At 60.0% G+C, this 22,361-nt stretch carries 25 protein-coding genes; 9 read left to right on the forward strand and 16 right to left on the reverse strand.

Annotated elements, in window-relative coordinates:
• Positions 1-63 precede the first annotated feature (63 nt).
• Entirely contained in the window at positions 64-1,125 is a 1,062-nt protein-coding gene (gene dinB / locus BSF40_RS10535) for a DNA polymerase IV (RefSeq protein WP_095965064.1), read from the forward strand.
• 137 nt (positions 1,126-1,262) lie between these two features.
• Here the strand turns inward: dinB and BSF40_RS10540 are convergent, their stop codons facing one another.
• The 4 genes from BSF40_RS10540 to BSF40_RS10555 form a co-directional block, all read right to left on the reverse strand.
• Positions 1,263-2,216 carry a hypothetical protein gene (locus BSF40_RS10540; RefSeq protein ID WP_095965065.1) on the reverse strand — a complete coding sequence of 318 codons (954 nt, stop codon included), beginning with the start codon at positions 2,214-2,216 and terminating at the stop codon, positions 1,263-1,265.
• Positions 2,217-2,235: 19 nt separating this feature from the next.
• The gene (locus BSF40_RS10545; protein ID WP_095965066.1) at positions 2,236-3,951 is read right to left on the reverse strand and encodes a proline--tRNA ligase; all 1,716 of its coding nucleotides are present in this window, start codon (positions 3,949-3,951) and stop codon (positions 2,236-2,238) included.
• A 143-nt stretch (positions 3,952-4,094) separates the two neighbouring features.
• On the reverse strand, positions 4,095-5,654 hold the full coding sequence (locus BSF40_RS10550; RefSeq protein WP_095965067.1) for an AmpG family muropeptide MFS transporter: 1,560 nt from the start codon (positions 5,652-5,654) through the stop codon (positions 4,095-4,097).
• Between the two features lie 44 nt (positions 5,655-5,698).
• On the reverse strand, positions 5,699-6,052 hold the full coding sequence (locus BSF40_RS10555; RefSeq protein ID WP_095965068.1) for an MGMT family protein: 354 nt from the start codon (positions 6,050-6,052) through the stop codon (positions 5,699-5,701).
• Between the two features lie 162 nt (positions 6,053-6,214).
• Between BSF40_RS10555 and BSF40_RS10560 the strand changes: the two genes are divergently transcribed.
• Entirely contained in the window at positions 6,215-7,222 is a 1,008-nt protein-coding gene (locus BSF40_RS10560) for a DUF481 domain-containing protein (protein WP_095965069.1), read from the forward strand.
• Positions 7,223-7,359: 137 nt separating this feature from the next.
• On the opposite strand, the gene BSF40_RS10565 is transcribed toward BSF40_RS10560, so the two are convergent.
• A complete protein-coding gene (locus BSF40_RS10565; protein ID WP_002554837.1) occupies positions 7,360-7,569 on the reverse strand; it encodes a cold-shock protein in 210 nt (69 codons plus the stop codon).
• A 353-nt stretch (positions 7,570-7,922) separates the two neighbouring features.
• On the opposite strand from BSF40_RS10565, the gene dcd reads away from it, so the two are divergent.
• Both dcd and BSF40_RS10575 read left to right on the forward strand, forming a co-directional pair.
• Complete coding sequence (gene dcd / locus BSF40_RS10570) at positions 7,923-8,489, forward strand: dCTP deaminase (protein ID WP_007940589.1); 567 nt, start codon at positions 7,923-7,925, stop codon at positions 8,487-8,489.
• A 107-nt stretch (positions 8,490-8,596) separates the two neighbouring features.
• On the forward strand, positions 8,597-8,806 hold the full coding sequence (locus BSF40_RS10575; protein ID WP_015093806.1) for a hypothetical protein: 210 nt from the start codon (positions 8,597-8,599) through the stop codon (positions 8,804-8,806).
• A 145-nt stretch (positions 8,807-8,951) separates the two neighbouring features.
• On the opposite strand, the gene BSF40_RS10580 is transcribed toward BSF40_RS10575, so the two are convergent.
• The 6 genes from BSF40_RS10580 to BSF40_RS10605 form a co-directional block, all read right to left on the reverse strand.
• Positions 8,952-9,716: an ABC transporter ATP-binding protein gene (locus BSF40_RS10580; RefSeq protein ID WP_095965070.1), complete on the reverse strand. Its 765-nt coding sequence runs from the start codon at positions 9,714-9,716 to the stop codon at positions 8,952-8,954.
• Positions 9,717-9,729: 13 nt separating this feature from the next.
• Positions 9,730-10,848, reverse strand: a complete 1,119-nt coding sequence (locus BSF40_RS10585) for a succinylglutamate desuccinylase/aspartoacylase family protein (protein WP_095965071.1) — start codon at positions 10,846-10,848, stop codon at positions 9,730-9,732.
• A gap of 26 nt (positions 10,849-10,874) precedes the next feature.
• Complete coding sequence (locus BSF40_RS10590; RefSeq protein WP_095965072.1) at positions 10,875-11,585, reverse strand: ABC transporter permease; 711 nt, start codon at positions 11,583-11,585, stop codon at positions 10,875-10,877.
• On the reverse strand, positions 11,582-12,310 hold the full coding sequence (locus BSF40_RS10595; RefSeq protein ID WP_095965073.1) for an ABC transporter permease: 729 nt from the start codon (positions 12,308-12,310) through the stop codon (positions 11,582-11,584). The genes BSF40_RS10590 and BSF40_RS10595 overlap by 4 nt, the downstream gene beginning before the upstream one ends.
• A gap of 56 nt (positions 12,311-12,366) precedes the next feature.
• Positions 12,367-13,149, reverse strand: coding sequence for a transporter substrate-binding domain-containing protein (locus BSF40_RS10600; protein ID WP_095965074.1), 783 nt, complete (start codon positions 13,147-13,149; stop codon positions 12,367-12,369).
• 481 nt (positions 13,150-13,630) lie between these two features.
• A complete protein-coding gene (locus tag BSF40_RS10605; protein WP_095965075.1) occupies positions 13,631-16,081 on the reverse strand; it encodes a penicillin acylase family protein in 2,451 nt (816 codons plus the stop codon).
• 235 nt (positions 16,082-16,316) lie between these two features.
• On the opposite strand from BSF40_RS10605, the gene BSF40_RS10610 reads away from it, so the two are divergent.
• On the forward strand, positions 16,317-16,874 hold the full coding sequence (locus BSF40_RS10610; RefSeq protein ID WP_095965076.1) for a cysteine hydrolase family protein: 558 nt from the start codon (positions 16,317-16,319) through the stop codon (positions 16,872-16,874).
• A gap of 170 nt (positions 16,875-17,044) precedes the next feature.
• Here BSF40_RS10610 and BSF40_RS10615 read toward each other — a convergent pair whose 3' ends face one another.
• The 4 genes from BSF40_RS10615 to BSF40_RS10630 form a co-directional block, all read right to left on the reverse strand.
• On the reverse strand, positions 17,045-17,251 hold the full coding sequence (locus BSF40_RS10615; protein ID WP_007955014.1) for an SEC-C metal-binding domain-containing protein: 207 nt from the start codon (positions 17,249-17,251) through the stop codon (positions 17,045-17,047).
• A complete protein-coding gene (locus BSF40_RS10620; RefSeq protein WP_095965077.1) occupies positions 17,248-17,742 on the reverse strand; it encodes an LEA type 2 family protein in 495 nt (164 codons plus the stop codon). Before BSF40_RS10620 ends, BSF40_RS10615 begins: the two co-directional genes overlap by 4 nt.
• A gap of 87 nt (positions 17,743-17,829) precedes the next feature.
• Positions 17,830-18,306 carry a YchJ family protein gene (locus BSF40_RS10625; RefSeq protein WP_015093816.1) on the reverse strand — a complete coding sequence of 159 codons (477 nt, stop codon included), beginning with the start codon at positions 18,304-18,306 and terminating at the stop codon, positions 17,830-17,832.
• A 4-nt stretch (positions 18,307-18,310) separates the two neighbouring features.
• Positions 18,311-18,808, reverse strand: a complete 498-nt coding sequence (locus BSF40_RS10630) for a DUF6231 family protein (RefSeq protein WP_007971634.1) — start codon at positions 18,806-18,808, stop codon at positions 18,311-18,313.
• 189 nt (positions 18,809-18,997) lie between these two features.
• Between BSF40_RS10630 and BSF40_RS10635 the strand changes: the two genes are divergently transcribed.
• The 4 genes from BSF40_RS10635 to BSF40_RS10650 all read left to right on the forward strand — a co-directional run bounded on the left by BSF40_RS10635 (position 18,998) and on the right by BSF40_RS10650 (position 21,663).
• Positions 18,998-19,687, forward strand: coding sequence for an OmpA family protein (locus BSF40_RS10635; protein WP_095965078.1), 690 nt, complete (start codon positions 18,998-19,000; stop codon positions 19,685-19,687).
• 91 nt (positions 19,688-19,778) lie between these two features.
• Entirely contained in the window at positions 19,779-20,486 is a 708-nt protein-coding gene (locus tag BSF40_RS10640; protein ID WP_095965079.1) for an OmpA family protein, read from the forward strand.
• Between the two features lie 147 nt (positions 20,487-20,633).
• Positions 20,634-20,912, forward strand: coding sequence for a DUF1145 domain-containing protein (locus BSF40_RS10645; protein ID WP_015093819.1), 279 nt, complete (start codon positions 20,634-20,636; stop codon positions 20,910-20,912).
• Entirely contained in the window at positions 20,905-21,663 is a 759-nt protein-coding gene (locus BSF40_RS10650; RefSeq protein WP_095965080.1) for a hypothetical protein, read from the forward strand. The genes BSF40_RS10645 and BSF40_RS10650 overlap by 8 nt, the downstream gene beginning before the upstream one ends.
• A gap of 205 nt (positions 21,664-21,868) precedes the next feature.
• Here the strand turns inward: BSF40_RS10650 and BSF40_RS10660 are convergent, their stop codons facing one another.
• Positions 21,869-22,333, reverse strand: a complete 465-nt coding sequence (locus BSF40_RS10660; RefSeq protein WP_095965082.1) for a CopD family protein — start codon at positions 22,331-22,333, stop codon at positions 21,869-21,871.
• Positions 22,334-22,361 lie beyond the last annotated feature (28 nt).

The following is a 22,361-nucleotide window of genomic DNA, read 5'->3' on the forward strand; positions in this document are numbered from 1 at the left end:
GGTGAGATACTGGATGTCCGTCACACCAACACGCCTTTTCCTTGCCATGAACTCTGCTTTGCCATGACTCAGCGAAAGATCATCCACGTCGATTGTGACTGTTTCTACGCCGCCATTGAGATGCGTGACGACCCGCGTCTGGCCGGCAAGCCATTGGCGGTGGGCGGCTCGGCGGACCGGCGCGGGGTGATCGCGACCTGCAATTACGAGGCGCGGGCGTACGGGGTGCGTTCGGCGATGTCCTCGGGGCATGCCTTGAAGCTGTGCCCCGACCTGACCATCGTCAAGCCACGCATGGATGCCTATCGAGAAGCGTCCAGGGAAATCCACACGATTTTTCGCGATTACACCGACATCATCGAGCCGCTCTCGCTCGACGAGGCGTACCTCGATGTGTCGGACAGCGCGCATTTCGCTGGCAGTGCAACGCGAATTGCCCAGGACATCCGGCGTCGGGTCTCCAATCAGTTGCACATCACTGTGTCGGCAGGCGTGGCGCCGAACAAGTTTCTGGCCAAGATCGCCAGTGACTGGAAAAAGCCCAACGGGCTGTTCGTCATCACTCCGGACCAGGTCGAGGACTTTGTCAGTGGCTTGCCGGTGAGCAAACTGCACGGGGTCGGCAAAGTGACCGCCGACAAGCTGGGCAAGCTGGGAATCACGGATTGCCTGCAATTGCGCGAGTGGGACAAGCTGGCGCTGGTGCGAGAGTTCGGCAGCTTTGGTGAGCGACTCTGGAGCCTGGCCCGTGGGATTGATGAACGTGTGGTGCACAACGACAGTCGTCGTCAGTCAATCAGTGTCGAAAATACCTACGACGTTGACCTGCCGGACCTGAAGAGTTGCCTGGATAAGTTACCCGAGCTGCTGGAGACCCTGGCCGGTCGCATGGCGCGAATCGACAGCAGTTATCGTCCGGGCAAGCCATTCGTCAAAGTGAAATTTCACGACTTCACGCAGACGACATTGGAGCAGGCCGGGGCAGGGCGGGATCTGGGGAGTTATCAGTTGATGTTGACCCAGGCCTTCAATCGTGGCGGTAAAGCGGTGCGGTTGTTGGGGGTCGGTGTACGCCTGGAGGACTTGCGGGGCGGGTTCGAGCAGATGGAGTTGTTTGAGCGGTAGTGGAGGAATGAGGTTAGGCGGTGAATGTCTGGTCGCCTTCGCGAGCAAGCCCGCTCCCACATTGGATTTGTGAGCAATGGAAATCCAATGTGGGAGCGGGCTTGCTCCGGGCGGCGATCCGACGAAGTTTTTTGGCTTTAATTGAGTCCCGGATTCGCCACCAGTCGCTCGCCATTGCGGGCCAGCGACTTCAGGAACTCGGTCTGCAATTCTGGATCGTTGCGCGTCAGCTCGATCAGGCTCTGTTCCAGCTCACTGGCTTCCTCTTCAAGACCCAGCTCCGACAGGCGTTTGACCCGGTGGACCCACTGGCTGACTTCGTCACCTTCGAGATCGTCATAAATCAGCCCGTGGGCTTCATAGAGCTTGCTGCGCAAGGTGCTGCTGACGGCCAGGGTGGAATCGGCATGCACGTTGTCCTGGGCAGCCTCAACACGAATCAGCAAGCGGCTCAAATGATTGATGTCATGTTCGGCGAACGGGTTATCCAACAGATTCAGGCGCAACACGCCGTTTTTGTCGGTGGTCAGTTCGAAGGTTTCCTTGCCGGCCTTGACCTCGACCGGGCGCTCGCTCCAGGGCAGGCTTGAGTACTCCGTGCGTTTGTCGCGCTGGACTTCATCAATACCGGCCAGGTTCTGCTGCGCGCGGCCATGGGACTGCACGTTCATGAACGGGTTGAGCCCGGCAAAACCGTAGCTCAGCCAGTCCTTGGTCACGCTGTCCGGCAGATTGCCGAGGGCGAACACATTGACCACGTTGGCACCGACACCCGCCACCACGGCCACCGCGCCCAGCGGAATTTCGTAGATCTCCCGCCAGGGTTGGTACGGTGTATAGCGGTCATAGTGACGCGTGACTTCGTACTCGGTGACTTCGAAAGTCTTCTGCTCGTGGATTTTCACCCGCCGTTGCGGCAGCTCAAGCACCTTGGGCTCACCGACATCGATCTGCAGGCTGTGATCGAGCAGTTTGCGCTCGACCCGTTCCTCGTGCTCGCTGCGTTGTGACATGTGATTGGCACAGCCGCTGACCAGCAGGGTGCCGCACAAGGCGGCACCACCGAGGCCTAAGGTGTTTCGCTTGAACATGACGTCTCTATATCTGCTATCAGCGGCGGATGCGGGCCTGAAGGAAGGACAGTACGTCGGCGACCGGCAGCGCTTGTGCGTCGGCCTCGGTACGGCTCTTGTATTCCAGGTTGCCTTCGGCCAGGCCGCGGTCGCTGACCACGATCCGGTGTGGAATGCCGATCAGTTCCATGTCCGCGAACTTGATGCCCGGGCTGGTTTTCTTGTCACGGTCGTCCAGCAGCACTTCGAAGCCGGCAGCGGTCAGTTCCGCGTACAGCTTGTCGGTGGCTTCGCGAACCTGCTCGGTTTCGTAGCGCAGCGGCACCAGGGCAATCTGGAACGGCGCGAGCGTGTCGCTCCAGATGATCCCGTTTTCGTCGTTGTTCTGCTCGATGGCAGCCGCCACCACGCGAGACACGCCAATGCCGTAGCAGCCCATTTCCAGGGTGACCGGCTTGCCGTTCTCGCCCAGTACTTCGCACTTCATCGCTTTGCTGTACTTGTTGCCCAGCTGGAAGATGTGCCCGACTTCGATGCCGCGCTTGATTTCCAGGGTGCCTTTGCCGTCAGGGCTCGGGTCGCCGGAAACTACGTTGCGCAGGTCGGCAACGGTCGGAACAGGCAAGTCGCGCTCCCAGTTCACGCCGAAGTAGTGTTTGTCGTCGATGTTGGCACCGATGCCGAAGTCGCTCATCAGTTCGACCGAGCGGTCGATGATGATCGGCAGCGGCAGGTTCAACGGACCGAGGGAGCCGGCGCCGGCGCCAATGGCTTCGCGCAGTTCGCTTTCCGAGGCCATGACCAGAGGGCTGGCCACGCCTGGCTGGTTGGCGGCCTTGATTTCGTTCAGCTCATGGTCGCCACGGATGATCAGGGCAATCAGCTTGCCTTTCTCTTCGGCGTGCACCACGAGGGTCTTGATGGTTTTCTCGATCGGCAGGTTGAAGCCTTCGACCAGTTGCGCAATGGTCTTGGCATTCGGCGTGTCGACCAGGCGCAGTTGTTCGGTCGCAGCGGCGCGCGAGGTTTCCCGTGGCACGGCTTCGGCTTTCTCGATGTTCGCGGCGTAGTCGGAGCCGTTGCTGAACACGATGTCGTCTTCACCGGACTCGGCCAGCACGTGGAACTCGTGGGAACCGGCACCACCGATGGAGCCGTTGTCGGCTTCAACAGGGCGGAACTTCAGGCCCAGACGGGTGAACACGTTGCAGTAGGCCTGGTGCATGCGGTCGTAGGTGACCTGCAGCGAAGCCTGGTCAGCGTGGAACGAGTAGGCGTCCTTCATGATGAATTCGCGGCCGCGCATCAAGCCGAAGCGTGGGCGGATTTCGTCACGGAATTTGGTCTGGATCTGGTACAGGTTGATCGGCAGCTGCTTGTAGCTGCTCAACTCGTTGCGCATCAGATCGGTGATGACTTCTTCGTGGGTCGGGCCGGCGCAGAAGTCGCGGCCGTGGCGATCCTTGAAACGCAGCAATTCAGGGCCGTACTCCTCCCAGCGCCCGGATTCCTGCCACAGCTCGGCCGGTTGCGTGCTCGGCATCAACACTTCGAGAGAGCCGGCGGCGTTCATTTCTTCACGAACGACGGCTTCGACCTTGCGCATTACCCGCAAGCCCATCGGCAGCCAGGTGTACAGGCCCGAGGCAAGCTTGCGGATCATGCCGGCGCGCAGCATCAGCTGGTGGCTGATCACGACCGCGTCGGAAGGCGTTTCTTTTTGTGTGGCGAGCAAAAATTGACTGGTGCGCATGGTTGGCCGTTATCGATTGCTGATGACGAGAAATGACGGAGCATTGTACGGGCGAGATCCGCTGGCGTACAGGCGTGCGGTCGGTGGTGTGGCAGGAGGGCGCGATTCACTCGGCCCTCCGCGATTCTTCCTGCAGAAAAAACCTACGATTCTTCGGCTACCGGGGTCTGCACCGGTTCCGGGGTGGGTGTCGGGCCTGCGCGGCGGTTCTCCTGGAACCAGTGCAAGGCGATCAATAGCAGGGTCGGGACGCCCAGCAGGGCGGTAATCAGGAAGAAATCGTGATAACCGAACTTCTCCACCATGACCCCGGAGTAGCCGCCGATCAGGCGTGGCAGCAACAGCATGATCGAGCTGAGCAAGGCGTACTGGGTGGCGGAGAACTTGAGGTTGGTCAGGCTCGACAGGTAGGCCACGAAGGCCGAGGTGGCCAGGCCTGAACTGAAGTTGTCCAGGGAGATGGTCAGTACCAGCATGTTCAGGTTGGGGCCCATGTCGGCGAGCATCAGGAACAGGATGTTGGTCGCCGCGGATGCGATGCCGCCGATGAACAGGATTGGCAGGATGCCGAAGCGCACGATCAGCAGGCCGCCCATGCCGGCGCCGACCAGGGTCATGATCAGGCCGAAGATTTTGCTCACGCTGGCGATCTGGTCCTTGGTGAAGCCCTGGTCGATGTAGAACACGTTGGCCATCACGCCCATGACCGTATCGGACATCCGATAGGTGGCGATCAGGCCGAGCAACAGCAGTGCTTGCCAGCGGTATCGCAGGATGAAGTCGTTGACCGGCGTCAGCACCGGCGCCAGGCCACGACGGCCCATGGCCGAGAGGCACAGGGCGGTGAGCGTGATGTAGAGGATGGCCCTCAGGAGTGCGCGGTCTTCGAGCAGCAGGTCGAGCAGGCTCACACCTTCGAACAGTACGCTGGCGAAGTCGGTGTTGTAGAGCTGGGTGAACATGGCTGGCACGGACACCAGCAAAATGATCAGCACGAACACCGAGGCCAGTTGATGCATGAAGCTGTAGCGCCCGGCCTGCAGTTGCGTTCGCAACGGCACGGGTGGTTCGCGCATGAACAGGGACGTCAGCAGGGCCGGGACCATCAGTGCGCCGAACAGGATGTAAGTGCCGGCCCAGGCCGAATGCTTGTAGTTGAAGCCGGTGGAGCCAAAGCCTTCGGCGAAGTACAGCGCGCCTGCGGTGGCCAGCAGCGCAGCGACCCGGTAACCGGACATGTAGCTGGCGGCCAGGGCGGCCTGGCGATTGTCTTCGGCGATTTCCAGTCGGTAGGCGTCTACTGCAATGTCTTGCGTCGCTGATGCGAAAGCGACGACCACGGCAATGGCGATCAGCCAGGACAGATGCTTTTGCGGGTCGCAGAAGCCCATCCCGATCAGGCCCAGAATGACCAGTGCCTGGGACAATACGAGCCAGGATCGTCGTCGGCCGAGTTTGCCGAGCAATGGCAGTCGCCATTGGTCGAGCAGGGGCGACCAGACCCATTTGAAGGCATAGGCCAGGCCGATCAGGCTTGCATAGCCAATGGTTTCACGCGCCACGCCGGCTTCACGGAGCCAGACCGAAAGTGTCGAAAACACCAGCATGTAGGGCAGGCCGGCGGCGAAGCCAAGCAGCAACAGCACGAGTGTCGAAGGGCTGGCATAAGCGGCGAGCGCGGCGCGCCAGGTTTTACGGGGCATGGGCTGGAGTCTGCCTCAAGAAATACGGAAACAAAGCGCGCACTCTAACCGCTGTGCTCTACCGGACGCCAGCCATGGCGCTGAATATCAACACGATTATTCAGGACACTGATGCCCTCCATGCGTAATCGTGCGCGCTGCTCATCACCTGAAGGGCTGCCGACCGGCAGGCTTATACGCCCGTTTGCGCCCAGAACGCGATGCCAGGGCAGCTTGCTGTCGCTCGGCAATTGGCTGAGTGTGCGGCCTACCCAGCGAGCGGCGCGACCCAATCCTGCAAGCTCGGCCAACTGGCCATAGCTGACGACTTTGCCCTCGGGGACTTGCGCCAGAGTCAGATACAGCGCCGTGCGTCGGATTTGCGCTGCGCTCTCGGGGTCATCGGTTGGATCGGTCACGTCCGTCAGTCCTGAAGAAGTCTGCTTTACCGTCTGTAGAGTAATTCCTGTACGGTCGCTTGAGAAATGAACTCGGCAGAAATAGCCGGGTCAGTCCTTGTCAGGGCCTTATTCCTGCGGATAATGCCGATTTTTTCGCAATCCCGAGCCTGTATTTTGCTTATGTTGTCCAGATCCCTGCTATGTCTCGCTGTCCTTGGCGCCTCCACTCCCTTGCTAGCCGATACCGTGTGGTTGAACAACGGTGACAAGCTCAGTGGCAGGATCACGCTGTTCGATGGCGGCAAGCTGCTGATCCAGACCGAGTATGCCGGTGCGGTGACGATCGACTGGAAGCAGGTCAAGACCCTGGACAGCGATCAGGAATTGCTGGTCAAGCAGGATGCCTACACGGGTGAGAAATCCAGGTCGCTGAAAGCGGCGGACGCCGGCAAGGTCACGCTGGCCAATGGCGATGCACCGAAGACCGTCGAACTGGCGAGCATTCAGCAGATTCTCAAGCCAAAACCGGTGGTCGAGGATCTGGTGTGGAAAGGCAATGTCGATGTCGCGCTGGATTATCAGCGGGCGGAAAACGATACCGATGACTACGACATCGATTTCAAGACCAGTGCGCGCCACGGTCGCTGGCGGCATACCGCCGAAGGCGAATACAACCGCGAGTTCCAGGACGACGTGGTGACCACGGACAACTGGCGGGCCGAGTACTCCATCGACCGGTTCCTGACCGAGCAATGGTTCTGGCAGGGGCGCCTGGTGTACAAACGCGACAAGGTCGAAGACCTTTCCCGTCAACGCACCGTTGGCACGGGTCCCGGCTATCAGTTCTGGGATAACGAACTCGGGGCGTTCTCCCTGGGTTCGCTGGTCAACCGCACGGACTATGATTTCTCCGATGGCAGCAAGGAAAATTTCTACGCCCTGGCCATGACGTGGGACTACAGCCGCTACCTGATCGGCAAGCGTGTCGAGTTCTTCACCAATGGTGAGGTCGGCAAGCCGCTGTCGGATGTGGCCGACTACGCACTCGATGCCGAGATGGGGTTGCGCTACAAGGTGACTGACTGGGCTTCGCTGAACCTGAAGGCGGAGCGGGACATCATCAGTGGCACCGACGATGCGGATCTGGACAAGACGCGCTACACAGCAGGGTTTGGCGTGACCTGGTAATACGCTAAAAAATCGCAGCCTGCGGCAGCTCTGTAGGAGTTGCCGCAGGCTGCGATCTTTTTTTACCTGTGAAAAACACACAGGCACAAAAAAGCCCCGCTGTTGAGGGCGGGGCTTTTTACTAAAGCAAGTACAAGTTAGATAACTTGAACTTCTTCAGCTTGCATGCCTTTCTGACCGCGGGTAGCGATGAAAGAAACCTGTTGGCCTTCTTTCAGGCTTTTGAAGCCGTCGGACTGGATAGCTTTGAAGTGAACGAACAGGTCGTCACCGGATTGTGGGGTGATGAAGCCGAAGCCTTTTTCATCGTTGAACCACTTAACGGTACCGGTTTGGCGATTAGACATGGTGTAACTCCTTGAACAAAGATAACTGCGACTCAGGAAGAACCCTGGCCGAGACTGAGTGCAAAGAGCAGGAAAAATTCTTGTAGATGGTTGGATCGAAATTCAACATATCGTGTAGAGATTCTCAGTGACACAAGCAGCACAGTGACGCCACCTTAACCCTTTTTCCGGGACGTGCCAATGCTTCTTGCGAAGGTTTCTCTGTTTTAAGGATCGGCGGTGTGACGGTTCGTCGCCAATGCGCGTAATTCCTGCCTGTTCGGCGAGAATTTCACCCCGGACTTTGAACCCGGCGGCGCGCCCGGTAAGATGCCGGACAGAATTTTTCGACCTCGCAATTCAGGACACCCGCCATGAGCATCAAATCGGACAAGTGGATTCGCCGCATGGCGCAGGAACACGGCATGATCGAGCCTTTCGTCGAGCGCCAGATGCGTGGCAGCGACGATAGCCGTGTGATCTCCTACGGCGTGTCGAGCTACGGCTACGACGTGCGTTGCACCAATCATTTCAAGGTGTTCACCAACATCAATTCGGCCATCGTCGACCCGAAGAACTTCGATGCCGGCAGTTTCGTCGACATCCACAGCGACGTGTGCATCATTCCGCCGAACTCCTTTGCCCTGGCCAGCACCGTCGAATACTTCCGCATTCCGCGCAATGTATTGACCATTTGCCTGGGTAAAAGCACTTACGCGCGCTGCGGCATCATCGTCAACGTCACGCCGCTCGAGCCTGAGTGGGAAGGTCACGTGACCCTGGAGTTCTCCAACACCACCAATCTGCCGGCGAAAATCTACGCCAACGAAGGCGTGGCGCAGATGCTGTTCCTTGAGTCGGACGAAGAGTGTGAAGTGTCCTACAAGGACCGTGGCGGCAAGTATCAGGGCCAGCGTGGCGTGACCCTGCCGCGCACCTGAGTCAACCGTCTGACAAATGTCGGGAATTCCTGAGCGGGGGTACACTCTATGGAGTGTACTGTTCCGATCCGCGCAAGGCGGGTCGGGCCATCGCCCAGGAGTGCCGAATGAAGATCGATCCGCGAATCAGTGCCGAACTGGCAAGGCTTGAACCCAATCAGGTTGGCGTTCTGGCCTGGTCCTTGTTGGCACATCCGCCCGTCAGCATGGCAGGGGGTATCCCCGGCCAGCCTGATCCTGATACCCCGAATGAACAGCCGATGGAGCCTGGCGAACCTACTTTGCCGGATGAGCCACCACCCGCGCCTGTTGTCTGATAGTTCAGACGCTATAGATCAAAAAAAGTGGGAGCGGGCTTGCTCCGGGCGGCGATCCGACGAAAGCGGAGTATCAGTGGCATTCATGCCGCCTGACACACCGCTTTCGCGAGCAAGCCCGCTCCCTCAGGTTTTTCTGTAGACGTTACTTCAGGTTGCCACTGAGGAACTGCTTCAACCGCTCGCTTTTCGGATTGCCCAGCACGTCTTCCGGCGCGCCTTCTTCCTCCACCAGGCCCTGGTGCAGAAACAGTACCTGGCTCGATACTTTGCGGGCAAAGCTCATTTCGTGGGTCACCATGATCATGGTCCGGCCCTCTTCGGCCAGGCCCTGGATCACCTTGAGCACTTCGCCCACCAGTTCCGGGTCCAGCGCCGAGGTCGGTTCGTCGAACAGCATGACTTCCGGTTCCATGGCCAGTGCGCGGGCAATCGCCACCCGTTGTTGCTGGCCGCCGGACAGGAATGCCGGGTACTGGTCCGCCACACGGGAGGCCAGCCCTACCTTGTCGAGGTAGCGCCGGGCGCGGTCCTCGGCTTCTTTCCTGTCGCAGCCCAGCACCCGGCGCGGCGCCATGGTGATGTTTTCCAGCACCGTCATGTGGCTCCACAGGTTGAAGTGCTGGAACACCATGGCCAGGCGGGTGCGAATCCGCTGCAGTTCATCGGCATCGGCCACGTGCATGCCGTGACGATCCTTGATCATGCGGATGTTCTGCCCGTCGAGGCTCATGGCGCCGTCGTTGGGTTGTTCCAGGAAGTTGATGCAACGCAGAAAGGTACTTTTACCCGAGCCACTGGCGCCGATCAGGCTGATGACGTCGCCGGTCTTGGCCTTGAGCGAAACACCTTTGAGGACTTCATGGTCGCCATAGCTTTTATGCAGGCCTTCGATGGTCAATTTGTACATGGGGCGTGCATCCTCAAGGCGAAAGTAGATAGCCGCTGCGATAGGCTTCGGTGCCCGCGACGTGGGCGATCACCATGCCGGCGGTGGCCATGCGGCGCAGCGAGCGGGCGTACATCAGCCCGGCGGCGGTGCAGTGGACGGGAGTGACGTGATCGTTGATCGGATCAATGACCTCGGCGATCAGTTGCCCCGCTTCCAGGTATTGCCCCGGCAGTGCGGTGAACACCAGCAGCCCGCCGGCAGGCGTGGCTACCGGTTCTACACCGGCCAGCGGTGTCGCCGGATAGGGCAGGTCGGGCAGGGGGGCGGATTCGCCGGCGATCGCGCCGAAATGGATCAGGTAATCGATCAGTGCCTGGCAGTCACGGTTCGCCAGCGGATGATTGACGTCGCCCTGACCGCGCAATTCGACGGTCACCGAAAAACTGCCCGGTGGAATGTCGAAGTGTTCGCCGAAGCGCTCTTTCAACTGCCACCACAGCAGGGTGAAGCATTCATCGAACGACTGGCCGCCAGAGTCCGTCGCCAGCAGGCTGGCTTCGGCGCCGATGTAACGGGCCAGCGGCTCGACCTGCGGCCAGGCCTCCGGGGTGGTGTACAGATGCGCGACCGCTTCGAAGTCGCAATGCAGGTCGAGCACCATGTCGGCGTCGCAGGCCAGTCGTTGCAGGGTCAGGCGCTGGGATTGCAATTGGGTGTCGGCAGTCTGTCGGGCCAGCGCTTCGCGCAGGCTGCTGCGGATCAGTTGCCGGTTGTGCTGCGGATCGTCACCGAGCTTGCCCTCGATCGCGTTGCCGACCTCTTCACTGAGGTCGACGAACCAGCGGTTGAAGTTCTGGCCGCTTTCCAGTTCGTAGCGGCCCAGTGGTACATCCATCAGCACCTGTTCCAGACCCACCGGGTTGGCGATGGGTACAAGCACGATTTCGCTGCGCAGGCGACCGGCGGCTTCCAGCTCTGCCAGGCGTTGCTTGAGGTGCCAGGCCACCAGCATGCCGGGCATTTCGTCGGCGTGCAGAGAGGCCTGGATGTAGATCTTGCCGTTGGCCGGTTGTGGGCCGAAGTGAAAACTGTGGATCTGTCGTGCGGTCCCCGGCAGCGGGGCCAGCAGGTCATGTTTCTGGTGGCGCATCTGTTGTTCCTGAAGCAGGTTGAGACCTAGTGGGTCGGCCCGAGGAAGGCCAGCCATCGGCGTTCGGCAAGGCGGAACAGGCCGACCAGTGCAAAAGTGACGGTCAGGTAGATCAGCGCAGCGATGCCGAACGACTGGAAGGTCAGGAATGTCGCCGAGTTGGCGTCCCGCGCGACTTTCAGGACGTCGGGGATGGTCGCGGTGAAGGCCACGGTGGTCGAGTGCAGCATCAGAATCACTTCGTTGCTGTAGTACGGCAACGAGCGACGCAGGGCCGACGGCATGATCACGTAGGCATACAGCTTCCAGCCTGTCAGGCCGTAAGCCTTGGCCGCTTCCACTTCACCGTGGGCCATGCTGCGGATTGCCCCGGCGAAAATCTCCGTGGTGTAGGCGCAGGTGTTCAGAGCGAAGGCCAGGATCGTGCAGTTCATCGCATCGCGAAAGAATGCGTCCAGTACTGGCTGGGCCCGAATGGTGGCCAGGCTGTAGATCCCCGTGTAACAGATCAGCAACTGGATATAGAGCGGCGTGCCACGGAACAGGTAGGTATAGAACTGCACCGGCCAACGGATGTAGAAGTGCGGCGACACACGGGCGATGGACAGCGGGATCGACACGATAAAACCAATGAAGATCGACGCGCTGAGCAGCCACATCGTCATGGCCAGGCCAGTGATGTTGTTGCCGTCGCTATAGAGAAAGGGTTTCCAGTATTCCTGCAGAAGTTCGATCATCGTACGGCCTCCCGGGTACCGGCGGAGTAACGACGCTCAAGCCAGCGCAGGATGATGTTGGACGCGCTGGTGATCACCAGGTAGATCAATGCGGCAAGCACCAGGAAGTAAAACAGCTGATAGGTGCTTTTGCCGGCGTCCTGGGCGGCCTTGACCAGGTCGGCGAGGCCGATGATCGACACCAGGGCGGTGGCCTTGAGCATCACCATCCAGTTGTTGCCGATCCCCGGCAGGGCATAACGCATCATCTGCGGGAACACCACGATCCAGAAACGCTGGCCGCGCTTGAGGCCATAGGCGGTGGCCGCTTCAACCTGACCCCGTGGGACGGCGAGGATCGCGCCACGGAAGGTTTCGGTGAAATACGCACCGTAGATGAAGCCCAGGGTAATGACCCCGGCACTGAACGGGTTGATCTCGATGTATTCCCATTCCATGTAATCGGTAAAGGAGGTCAGCCAGGTTTGCAGGCTGTAGAAGATCAACAGCATCAGGACCAGGTCCGGAACGCCGCGAATGAGGGTGGTGTAGAACTGGGCAGGCACGCGCATCAGTTTGACTTTTGACAGCTTGGCACTGGCGCCGAGCAGCCCGAGCAACACGGCCACCAACAGCGACAACGCCGACAACTTGATCGTCATCCAGGTGCCTTGCATCAGCAGCGGACCGAAGCCCTTGAGGCTGAAGGCAGAGAGCCCCAGATTTTCTAATAGGTTTTCGAACATAAATCAGCAACCTGATCGGATGAAAAAAGCGCCCATCGCAAGATGGGCGCCGGGCATTATTTGCCGCTGTACAGATTCAGATCGCCAAAGTGTTTCTTCTGAATGGTGGCGTAGGTGCCATCATCGTGTAACGCTTTGATACCTTTATCCAAAAGTGCTTTCAGCTCGGTGTTACCTTTCTTAATGCCGATCGCGGTTTTGGCTGGCAGCAGTTCGCTGTCGACAGGCTTGCTGACTTCGTAGCCTTCACCTTTTGGTGACTTCAAGAAGCCCAGTTCGGCTTGCAGCATGTCCTGGATCGCTGCGTCGAGACGGCCGGAAGTCAGGTCGGAATACACCTGATCCTGATTCTGATAGGCCTGGGTTTTTACGCCGGCCTTGTCGAGAACGGCTTTGGCGTAGGCTTCCTGGATGGTGCCTTGCTCGTAGCCTACGGTTTTGCCCTTCAGCGAAGCGATGTCCTCGGTCAGGCCGGAGCCTTTCTTGAACACATAGGCGGTTGGGCCGGAGAACAGCTCGCTGGAGAAGTCGATGACTTTTTCACGGGCTTCGGTAACGGTCATCGACGAGATCACGCCGTCGAATTTGTTGGCTTTGAGGCCAGGGATCATGCCATCGAAGTCACTTTCGACCCACTTGCACTTGACCTTCAGTTCGGCGCAGATCGCGTTCCCCAGATCGATGTCGAAGCCTACCAGGCTGCCATCGGCCGCTTTCGACTCGAACGGTGCGTAGGAAGGGTCAACGCCGAAACGCAGTTCTTTGTATTCTTTCGCCATGGCGGAGCCAGCAGCCATGCACAATGCCAGTGCAGAAAGGGTCATCAATGCTTTTTTCATTATTCAATCCCTAAAACCAATATGAGCGCTCGTGGCGCAGAATTGTTGTTACTGGAAAGCGTAAGACCTGTTGAAAGTAGCAATTTCCGAACCAGAGTGCCGAACAAGCGTTTTAAAAGGTGTCTGGAAATAACCGGAGACAGATTTATGCACGAAAACGGGCGCAGGGAAATGGCCGCACCAGTTCGACTCAAAAAGAAAAATATTTGAGGATGAATAGAGGGGGTAGCTGAGCAGATTTGCAAACACCTGCATCTGGGGTTGCCAGCGGCAGATCGGCAGGCCAAAGGTCGACTCGGTGACTTGTTAGCTCTGAGGTTGGCGCGGGGCGAGAAGTTCTATCGGGCCTTATGAGCGGATGAAAACCAGTGTGGGAGCGGGCTTGCTCGCGAAGTCGATTGAACATTCAAAACAAGTGTTGAATGTTCAATCGCCTTCGTAGGAACGCCGCCCGGAGTAAGCTCGCTCACAGCGATCAGTGTTACTTGCCGGGTGTCAGTGTCAGACGATTCTTGCCATAGGCGTTGTCGAAGTTCTGCGGCTGCATCGGCAGGCTCATGTACTGGCCCTTGAGCCAGGGTTCGATGCTGTTGAGGTAGTTTGCACTGGCCGGGTTGCCGGACTGACCGGTGCCGTTCTGCGCCATCAGCGGTTCAGACTGGCCGAAGTCGACGATAAAGCGCATGGCGGGCGCCAGCGTGGTGTTGAAGTCCTGGCCCCAGGCGAACGCGGCGGTGTTGAGTGTGGTGTGATCGCCACCGGCCGGCAGCGGACCGCGTACCGTCTGGCCGCTGCCGTTCTTCCATTCATAGCGGTGCAGTTTGCCCCACTGCCAGGCTTTGTGATCGCCGCCCAACTGGCTGTCGCCGGCGCTGATCGCTGCAGCGAGGCTGCGGGCGAGGATGGCCGGTTTGTCTTCTTTCTGCGCGGTGCGCACGTCATCCCAGAACGGGCTGTCCTCACGCCCGAGCAAGTGATCGGCCTGGGCCGCGTAGGACAACTTGCCATCGGCGACAAAGGCCCTCCACGCAGGGCTGCTTTCCGGGCCCAGTTCATCGAGGAAGATCTGCCGGGTGCTTTCCTGCAGGAACAGTTCGTAGATGGCCGCATCGGTGGAAGTCGGGCTGAGCTTGCCATCGAACGCCATCAAGCGGCTGTAGGCTTCGTGTGCCTTGGCGCGATCGGCCGCCGGCAAGGCGTCGATGGCTTGTTTGAGTGGCTGGGCCATGCCCGGTGTTTCGAACATTTTTTTCAGCTTGGCCGCGAAGGTCGTGGTCTGGTCGTACTGCATGGCGATCAGGCTGCGGCTGTCGTGTTTGCCTGCGCCGGCCAGTTCGGCCAGACGCTCGCCGCGCTCCGGAGCGGCCCAGGAATTGGACAGCTGCATGCCGTAGCCATGGGGGATGACCCGCTGATTGGCGGTGCCGAGCCAGCCTTGGGCCGGGTCCTGGTCGTACGGGTGCAGCATCGGGTCGGCATAACCGTCCCAGTCATATCGACCTTCCCAACCCGGCGAGGGCAGCAGGCCTTCGCCTTCGCGGCGGTTCGGATAGCGGCCGGTGACCTGCCAGCCGATGTGGCTGGCGTCGGCAAACACCAGGTTCAGTGCGATGGCGCGGATTTCGCGGCTGGCATCCGATGCTCTCTCGGCGCTCTGGGCGCGGGACAGGTCGAAGAACGCGTCCAGGGTCTTGTCGTCGGTGAAGTTCGGCATCTGCAAGGCCAGGCCGAAACCATTGGCCAGCGTGGTGCCTTGGGCGCTGTTGAGCAGCGGGCCATGGCGGGTTTCGTACACCGCCTCGCGAATCGGCCGCTGGCCTTTGACGAAATAGGTTTCGTTGCGCACGATCACCGGCTGCCACTTCCCGGCGTTTTCGTAGGCAAGTCCGTTGCCCTGGCGCTTGACCTTCTCCAGGAACAGGTCCTGGTTGTCGCCCATCACGGACGCCATGCTCCACGCCACTTTACCGTTGAAACCACCGAGCACCATCGGCAGGCCCGCGATGGTCACGCCGGACGCCTGATACTTCGGTGCGCGAATCTGCACGTAACTGAACAATGAAGGCACGCCCAGCGGGCCGTGACTGTCACTGGCCAGCAGGCTCTTGCCGCTGCGGCTGCGTTGCGCGGCGATGGCCCAGTTGTTCGACGAGGTGGCGCCCAGCAGGCTCAGGTCCGACAGTTGTCCCGTGGCTTTGCTGAGTTCGGCCAGCCCCGGTACTTGCCCGTTGAGCTTGAGGCCCTGGAGTTTTTCGCTCTCGGCGACCGGCAGTTTTTCATCGGGGGCGGACGGCGTCAGCCACGCCAGTTTGTCGGTGGTGACGGTCTGGGCCAGTACCAGCGAGGAAATCTCTTCCGGCAGGTTGGTCGACTGGCTGAAGTTCAACAGGCAGAAAATCAGCGCCGAATCTTCCGGCTGCCAATATTCAGGCTGGTAGCCGGTGGCCGCGAGGTCCGCCGACAGCTTGTCGCGGTAGCGGAAAAGGTAGGCGTTGACACCCCGCGCGTAGACTTCGAAGAAACGCTTGAGGCGCGGCGAAGAGGCCTTGTACAACTCGCCGGCACTTTTCTTCAGGTTGACCGCCCGCATGTAACGGTCGGCATCCAGCAGGTCCGCGCCGTGCATCTCGGCCAATCGGCCCTGGGCCAGCAGGCGCAGGGTGACCATCTGCGTAATGCGGTCGCTGGCATGTACGTAACCTAGGGTGAACAGCGCGTCGTGGAAGCTGTTGCTTTCGATCAGCGGCATGCCCATGGCATTGCGACGCACCGAAACGTTCTGCGCCAGGCCCTTGAGCGGTTGCACGCCGGAGGTCGGCGGGAGGGTGTCCTGGGCATTGAAGTTCTGACAACCGGTCAGGCTCAAGACGCCCGCCACTGCTGCGGCAACGCCGAACCGGGATAGAAAATGAGTAAGGGCTGGCGAGGCCATGGCAAAGCTCCTGCGGGGGGTAGAGGCGGTGGGGCGCAATAAAGGCGCTACGTTAGTGAGCGGGAGGTGGCCGCGCAAGCGGGGTACAAGGTTATTTCGGGATTTGTCAAAGATCGGCGTATCCCGGTAGGAGCTGCCGAAGGCTGCGTTCTTTTGATTCTCGACAGTGGCTTGCCAGCCGTAACCGGTGATGTTGAAGTGCGACACGGTCAACAATCCTGGGAGAAAAACCGGCATGGAGCTCAAGGCAAACGCGGCACTGATCATCATCGATCAACAAAAAGGCATCCTTCACCCCAGGCTTGGCCGCAGGAATAATCCTCAGGCCGAAGAGCGCATGCTGGAGTTGCTCGGTCATTGGCGACGCACCGCTCGGCCGGTGATTCATGTGCAGCACCTGTCCCGCTCGGAGGACTCGGTGTTCTGGCCGCAGCAGTCGGGCGTGGAGTTTCAGGAGCGGTTCGCGCCAATGGCCGGTGAACGCTTGATCCAGAAGCAGGTGCCGGATGCGTTTTGTTCGACGGGGCTGGAGACGCAGTTGCGCGAGGCCGGGATCGGGCAGTTGATCATTGTGGGTGTCGCGACCCACAACTCGGTGGAGTCTACGGCGCGCACCGCAGGCAACCTGGGGTTTGATACCTGGGTGGCCGAGGATGCGTGCTTTACCTTCGACAAGGCTGATTTTTTCGGCCATGCCCATAGCGCCGAAGAGGTGCATGCGATGTCGCTGGGGAATCTGCACGGCGAGTATGCGACGGTGGTCAGCGCTGCCACCCTTCTGATGGATGACTGACAACTAATGTGGGAGCGGGCTTGCTCGCGAAGAGGGCCTCAGCTTCAACATCGTTTTTGCCTGACACACCGCTTTCGCGAGCAAGCCCGCTCCCACAAGGGAACTGCATTCACAGCACAGGTCTGCTCGCGAAGACGATCAACAGGCGAAGCAAGTCTTCGCCCGAAGCATCAAGCGCCGTGGCACTTCTTGAATTTCTTGCCGTTGCCGCATGGGCACGGATCGTTGCGGCCGACGTCTTTCAGGGCATTGCGCACCGGTTCCTGGTGGGCGTGGCCGCAGTTTGGACCGTGGACATGGCCGTGGTCGTGATCATGGTGGTGATGGTCATGATCGTGGTTGCAGTCAGGGCCGTGGACATGGGGTTGCTGGGTCATCGGTGTTGCTCCGGAATTAAATCGGCGGCGATTATCACGCCATTGCGCGCCAGGTGCACGTAGTGGGCGATGAATATACCGGTTTCCAGTTCACCTTCCAGACGATAGGGAATGGGTTGGTCGGATTTTTTCAGCAGTTTGGCCAGATCCCGGACCTTGGACCACAGGTTTGTGCGGATCGGCACCTTGAAGTAGGCACTGTGCCTGGGGCTGATGGTGAACCAGTGTTCGTACTCGCCGTCGGCCAGCAGTATGTCACCCAGGTGAACGCGGTACTCCAGACTGCGCACCGTCAGGTCACTGTCGTTGGGGTTGTCGATGCGAAAATGCAGGAGGAGTTTCTGCTCCAGCAGTTTGGCGCTGACCACTTCGACCTTCACCAGATGGACCTCGGGGTCCGGCAAGTCGTCGTCGAACCACGACGCACAGCCGCCAAGTCCCAGTGTCAGGAACAGGGTGAGCAGACAGCGTGCGCAGCGGCGGATGATCATCGTGGAGTTTCTCCCTTGAGTCCCAGTCTAGACCCAAAGGATCGCAGCCTTCGACAGCTCCTGCGGGGTGGGCAGTCATTCCATGGACTAGCTGCTGAAGTAACCCGCACAACATTTCTTGAACTTCTGTCCACTGGCACACGGGCAGGGGTCATTGCGCCCGAGTTTGAGTGGCACGGTCGGGTCGATGAAATACCAGCGCCCGGTGTTCTGTACGAACGATGAGCGCTCTCGATGGCTGTGCTCGCCACTGCTGTCGTGCCACCGCGCGGTGAAGGTCACGAAAGCGTGTTCAGGCTGGCCACCCAGCACTTCGGAGCTTTCCACCTCAAGGCCCAGCCACGTGCTTTGCGCGCTCCAGTCGCTGATCGATTGACGGTCCAGGCCGGCCTGTTGGGCGGGCAGGGTGGTGGCCACCAGATAGTCGACCAACCCCAGCACGTAGGCGCTGTAGCGCGAGCGCATCAAGGCTTCGGCGCACGGCGCCGGGTGTCCGGCATGGTAGTGACCGCAGCAGGCATCAAGCAGGGTGCCGCTGCCGCAAGGGCAAATGGATGTACTCATTGCATTACCACCAGTATTTCCCGAAGTTTTCCGGATTGGCCCAGAAGCGCGAGTTGAGCCAGTCGGGGACTTGTTTGTATTCAAGCAGATCGTAGGTAAACAGGGTCAAGACCTGTTCGTCCCGTTGAAAGCGTTCGCTGGCTTGCAGGGCCAGGGAGAAAAAGTCCGTTTCCTGCCAGCCACAAGCCGGCAGGTCCGCCAGCACGGCGATGCGGCTGGCGTTGAGGTTGCGGATGCCGCCCAACAGGTTGAGGCCGTCGCGCTTGGGCAAGTGCTCCAGGCAATCGACCACCAGGGCCAGGTCGAATCGGCGGGCCGCCAATTCGTCGGGCAATGGGCCAGGGGCCGCGAAAGCCACGCAGCTGTCCGGGTGCGCGAGTTTGAATGCTTCCAGTGCCGGGAATTCGCTGGCGCCGATCAACAACAGGCGCGCGGGGGCATATCGGTCAAGTAACGCGGCCAGTGCCTGCTGCGGCGTGCGTGAAGAAATACCTGCAATCATCGAAGATCCTCAATCAGATCTGCCAAGACTAGCCTGCCCGGACGTTCGGGCCTAGAGCGGCTTGGCGACAAATGCGCCAAGCTGCCGTTAATGCCTGAATAAACAGCATGGCCTATTGCTGGCGGAGTTTAATACTCGGGTCTTTACTACCTGAATCGGTTCTAAGCCGATCCTTCAGGAGAAAACTAGATGAGCATAGTTCGGACAGCATTACCCTTGGTTCTGCTAACCAGTGTGTTGACTGGTTGCGCAGGTTTGCAGAAAACCGACTGGCCGACCTGTGCGGCGGTTGGTGGTGTCGTGGGCGCGGGCCTCGGTGCGACCGAAAGCTCGGCATGGGCAGGGTATGGTGCTCTGCTCGTCGGCGGTACGGCAGCGGCTTATTGCTGGGTGCACGGTGATGGCGATGAAGACGGCGACGGTGTGCCGGATAGTCGCGACAAGTGCCCGGGCACGCCTAAAGGCGTTCAGGTCGATGCCAACGGTTGCCCACCACCAGCGCCTGTGGTTGAAGAAGTGGTTGTGGTCAAGGAAGAAACCATCGTCATCCGCGATGTTCACTTCCAGTTTGATAAAGCCACGCTTACCTCGTCCGATAAACAGGTCCTCGACAAGATTGCCACTCGCCTGAAAGCCGAAGCCCCGACTGCTCAACTGACCGTAACCGGTCATACCGACAGCGTGGGCAGCGACGCCTACAACCAGAAACTGTCGGATAAACGCGCCCACTCGGTGGTTGAATACCTCATCGATCAAGGCGTACCTCGCAGCAACTTCGTGTCGGTGGTCGGTGCCGGTGAAAGCCAGCCGGTAGCGGACAACAAAACCGCTGACGGTCGTGCACAGAACCGTCGTACGGAAATCAAAATCCAGCGTTAAACGCCCCTCGCATCCGCGCCTTGTGCAGTCGCGGATGCGGGTCTTTACTCCTGTGTAACCGGTATGGGCCGGTGACACAGGAGCTTTCAATATGATCGTTCTCACAAGGACCGTCTTGCCGGTTCTGCTACTTGGCAGCCTCTTGACCGGCTGCGCGACCCACAGCGATGGCACTGCCCCCCTCAATCAACGCACCTGGCCAATCTGCAGCCTCATCGGCGGCCTGGTCGGCGGTGGTCTGGGCGCAATCGAGAGTGGCGCCTGGGCCGCGGGTGGTGCGGCGCTGGGTATCTTGTCCGGCGGCTTGATTTGCTATGCCCAGGATGGCGACGAAGATGGCGACGGCGTTTTCGACCGGCGTGACCGTTGCGCTGATACTCCTGCCAATACCCTGGTCGACCATCGCGGTTGCCCGGTGCCGCTGTACCCTGACCGCGTCCAGACCGAGCCTGCGCAAACCCAAGTCATTACGCTGAGCGATGTGATGTTTGTCTTCAATCAATCCGACTTGACCCCGACGGCCAAGAGTGAACTGGATGCGATGATGAGCCAGTTCGAGGATGCCGATGTGGTCAGCATCAAGGTGGTCGGCCATACCGACAGCGTCGGGTCGGATGCCTATAACCAGGCCTTGTCGGAGCGACGCGCCAGCAGCGTGGCGGAATACTTGATCAGCCAGGGTGTGGCGCCGAACAAAGTCACCAGCGAAGGCAAGGGTGAAAGTCAGCCGATTGCCGACAATGAAACGGACGAAGGTCGTGCGAAAAACCGTCGCGTGGAACTGCATATAAACCGCTGAGCCAAGAGATAGAGCCGTCGAGCGATAGTTGTCAGCGCTGCGACGGCCGTTCGGCGCCTTCATGAAGATTTTTCCGTTGCCCTCTGGCTTATCCCGCGCGGAAGCCGTTACTGTGCGCCCAAACAATAATTCTCATCGGGGGAGCGTATGAAAGTCTTATGGGGGCTGGGGCGGTTGTTGACCCTGCTGTTCTGGTTGGTGGTGCTGGTCAATCAGCTCACGCCATTTGTCTTTCCGCTGCACCTGTTGGTCAATCTGGCCGGCGGCCTGTTGGGGTTCATCCATCTTCTGGAAGCACTGTTGTGCTATCGCAGCCTGCGAGGTCGCGCCCATCCCTGGCTTGACCGCCTGAAGATCGTTATTTTCGGTGTATTCCACCTGCAAACCATTCCAGCCCCCGGCGCTTCGAAGGCTTCCCATGCGTAAACTCTGTCTGCTCGCTGCACTCATCAGTCCATTGGCCAGCGCACAGGTGGTGAGTGTCGAACCCAACTCGCTGATGCGCTTGCCCAACACCGCCAGCACCCTGCAACTGGAACGCCTGGAAGTGGCCGATTACGGCACCTTGCTGATTCCTTCGAACGTCACCGAAGTTACCGTGGGTGAGTTGCATCTTGGACGTGAAGCGCGCATCGCCATTGTGCCGGGAGAGCAGGCGCTGGCGCTGAAGGTCCGTCGCGCTGATTTGTCCGAAGGCAGCCAGATCACCGCGCGTGGCGCGCCCGGGACCTATCAGAAAGCCGCCCGCTCCGGGCGCAATCTTGATTTGCAGATCAGGACACTGAATGCACCGCAATTGTTGGTGGACGCACGAGGCGGCGCAGGCGCACCGGGATTTGTCGGCCTGGATGGCGCCAACGGTCGGGACCCTGGCTGCACCTGGGGCCAGGCCGGTCGCGGTGCCGATGGCAGTGATGGCAGCAATGGTCAACCAGGCGCGCCGGGTGCGTTGGTCAGGCTGGCAGTGCCCCACGACTTTCCGGCAGACCGGATCAAGGTGCAGGTGGCTGGCGGTGCCGGTGGCCTGGCCGGCCCGGGCGGCAAACCGGGGGCTGGCGGCAAGGCCAAGGGCTGCCTGGTCTACAAGGCCGATGGCGGCAAGAGCGGCAAACCTGGCGCCGACGGGCAGCCGGGGTCTGAAGGTGCGGCGGGTTCGGTGACTGTGCAGCGGTTATAAGAGACGCCAAGAACCCGTGGCGAGGGGGCTTGCCTGTGGCGAGGGGGCTTGCCCCCGTTGGGCCGCGAAGCGGCCCCAATTCCGGCAATCGCAATACTGCTGAAAGTTAGCGGTTTCTGGTTTTACGACTGCTTCGCAGCCGAACGGGGCGGTGCGGCGATCCGACAAGCCCCTCGCCACAACAGCATCTCCGGCCACAGGTACTTCACAACATTGGCCGAGCCGCCGCAATCGCCACCACAGCCAACCCCACCAACAGATTGATCCCCACCAACCGGCGAATCCGCCCCAGCACACTGGCACCCGCCGGCCAATCCTGTTCGGCCACGGCGGTGCGCAGCTCCGGCAGCATCAGCGCCTGAATGCGGATAAACAGCGCGGTCATCACCACATACAGGCCCATCATCACTTGCACATAGCGCGGTGCGGCTTCAAAACCGTTGAAGTGCATATGCAGCATGCCCACGCCGCTGACCGGCAACAGCACCACCGCCACCCAGACCCAGCGGAAAAAACCTTGAAACACTTCTACCCACAACTTCAGCCGGGCAGGGCCTTCAAGTGCCGTGATCGCGGCGGGGCGCAGGACCATCCAGGCGAAAAACATGCCGCCGACCCAGACCAGGGCCGCCAGTACATGCAGGCTATATATGAGGCTAAAAGGTGTCATTCGGATACTCCGTTCTGCGCAGGATTCA

It is taken from the genome of Pseudomonas sp. ACN5 (assembly GCF_002303975.1).
Taxonomy (GTDB): Bacteria; Pseudomonadota; Gammaproteobacteria; order Pseudomonadales; family Pseudomonadaceae; genus Aquipseudomonas; species Aquipseudomonas laurylsulfatiphila.

Coding starts and splice junctions, on each gene's coding strand:
- BSF40_RS10625 (WP_015093816.1), bottom strand. CDS start 18,306: ATGAGTACATCCATTTGCCCTTGCGGCAGCGGCACCCTGCTTGATGCC.
- BSF40_RS10565 (WP_002554837.1), bottom strand. CDS start 7,569: ATGTCTAATCGCCAAACCGGTACCGTTAAGTGGTTCAACGATGAAAAA.
- BSF40_RS10610 (WP_095965076.1), top strand. CDS start 16,317: ATGGAGCTCAAGGCAAACGCGGCACTGATCATCATCGATCAACAAAAA.
- BSF40_RS10545 (WP_095965066.1), bottom strand. CDS start 3,951: ATGCGCACCAGTCAATTTTTGCTCGCCACACAAAAAGAAACGCCTTCC.
- BSF40_RS10635 (WP_095965078.1), top strand. CDS start 18,998: ATGAGCATAGTTCGGACAGCATTACCCTTGGTTCTGCTAACCAGTGTG.
- BSF40_RS10550 (WP_095965067.1), bottom strand. CDS start 5,654: ATGCCCCGTAAAACCTGGCGCGCCGCGCTCGCCGCTTATGCCAGCCCT.
- BSF40_RS10580 (WP_095965070.1), bottom strand. CDS start 9,716: ATGTACAAATTGACCATCGAAGGCCTGCATAAAAGCTATGGCGACCAT.
- BSF40_RS10650 (WP_095965080.1), top strand. CDS start 20,905: ATGCGTAAACTCTGTCTGCTCGCTGCACTCATCAGTCCATTGGCCAGC.
- BSF40_RS10600 (WP_095965074.1), bottom strand. CDS start 13,149: ATGAAAAAAGCATTGATGACCCTTTCTGCACTGGCATTGTGCATGGCT.
- BSF40_RS10595 (WP_095965073.1), bottom strand. CDS start 12,310: ATGTTCGAAAACCTATTAGAAAATCTGGGGCTCTCTGCCTTCAGCCTC.
- BSF40_RS10590 (WP_095965072.1), bottom strand. CDS start 11,585: ATGATCGAACTTCTGCAGGAATACTGGAAACCCTTTCTCTATAGCGAC.
- BSF40_RS10560 (WP_095965069.1), top strand. CDS start 6,215: ATGTTGTCCAGATCCCTGCTATGTCTCGCTGTCCTTGGCGCCTCCACT.
- BSF40_RS10585 (WP_095965071.1), bottom strand. CDS start 10,848: ATGCGCCACCAGAAACATGACCTGCTGGCCCCGCTGCCGGGGACCGCA.
- BSF40_RS10575 (WP_015093806.1), top strand. CDS start 8,597: ATGAAGATCGATCCGCGAATCAGTGCCGAACTGGCAAGGCTTGAACCC.
- BSF40_RS10630 (WP_007971634.1), bottom strand. CDS start 18,808: ATGATTGCAGGTATTTCTTCACGCACGCCGCAGCAGGCACTGGCCGCG.
- BSF40_RS10620 (WP_095965077.1), bottom strand. CDS start 17,742: ATGATCATCCGCCGCTGCGCACGCTGTCTGCTCACCCTGTTCCTGACA.
- BSF40_RS10605 (WP_095965075.1), bottom strand. CDS start 16,081: ATGGCCTCGCCAGCCCTTACTCATTTTCTATCCCGGTTCGGCGTTGCC.
- BSF40_RS10660 (WP_095965082.1), bottom strand. CDS start 22,333: ATGACACCTTTTAGCCTCATATATAGCCTGCATGTACTGGCGGCCCTG.
- BSF40_RS10540 (WP_095965065.1), bottom strand. CDS start 2,216: ATGTTCAAGCGAAACACCTTAGGCCTCGGTGGTGCCGCCTTGTGCGGC.
- dcd (WP_007940589.1), top strand. CDS start 7,923: ATGAGCATCAAATCGGACAAGTGGATTCGCCGCATGGCGCAGGAACAC.
- dinB (WP_095965064.1), top strand. CDS start 64: ATGACTCAGCGAAAGATCATCCACGTCGATTGTGACTGTTTCTACGCC.
- BSF40_RS10615 (WP_007955014.1), bottom strand. CDS start 17,251: ATGACCCAGCAACCCCATGTCCACGGCCCTGACTGCAACCACGATCAT.
- BSF40_RS10645 (WP_015093819.1), top strand. CDS start 20,634: ATGAAAGTCTTATGGGGGCTGGGGCGGTTGTTGACCCTGCTGTTCTGG.
- BSF40_RS10640 (WP_095965079.1), top strand. CDS start 19,779: ATGATCGTTCTCACAAGGACCGTCTTGCCGGTTCTGCTACTTGGCAGC.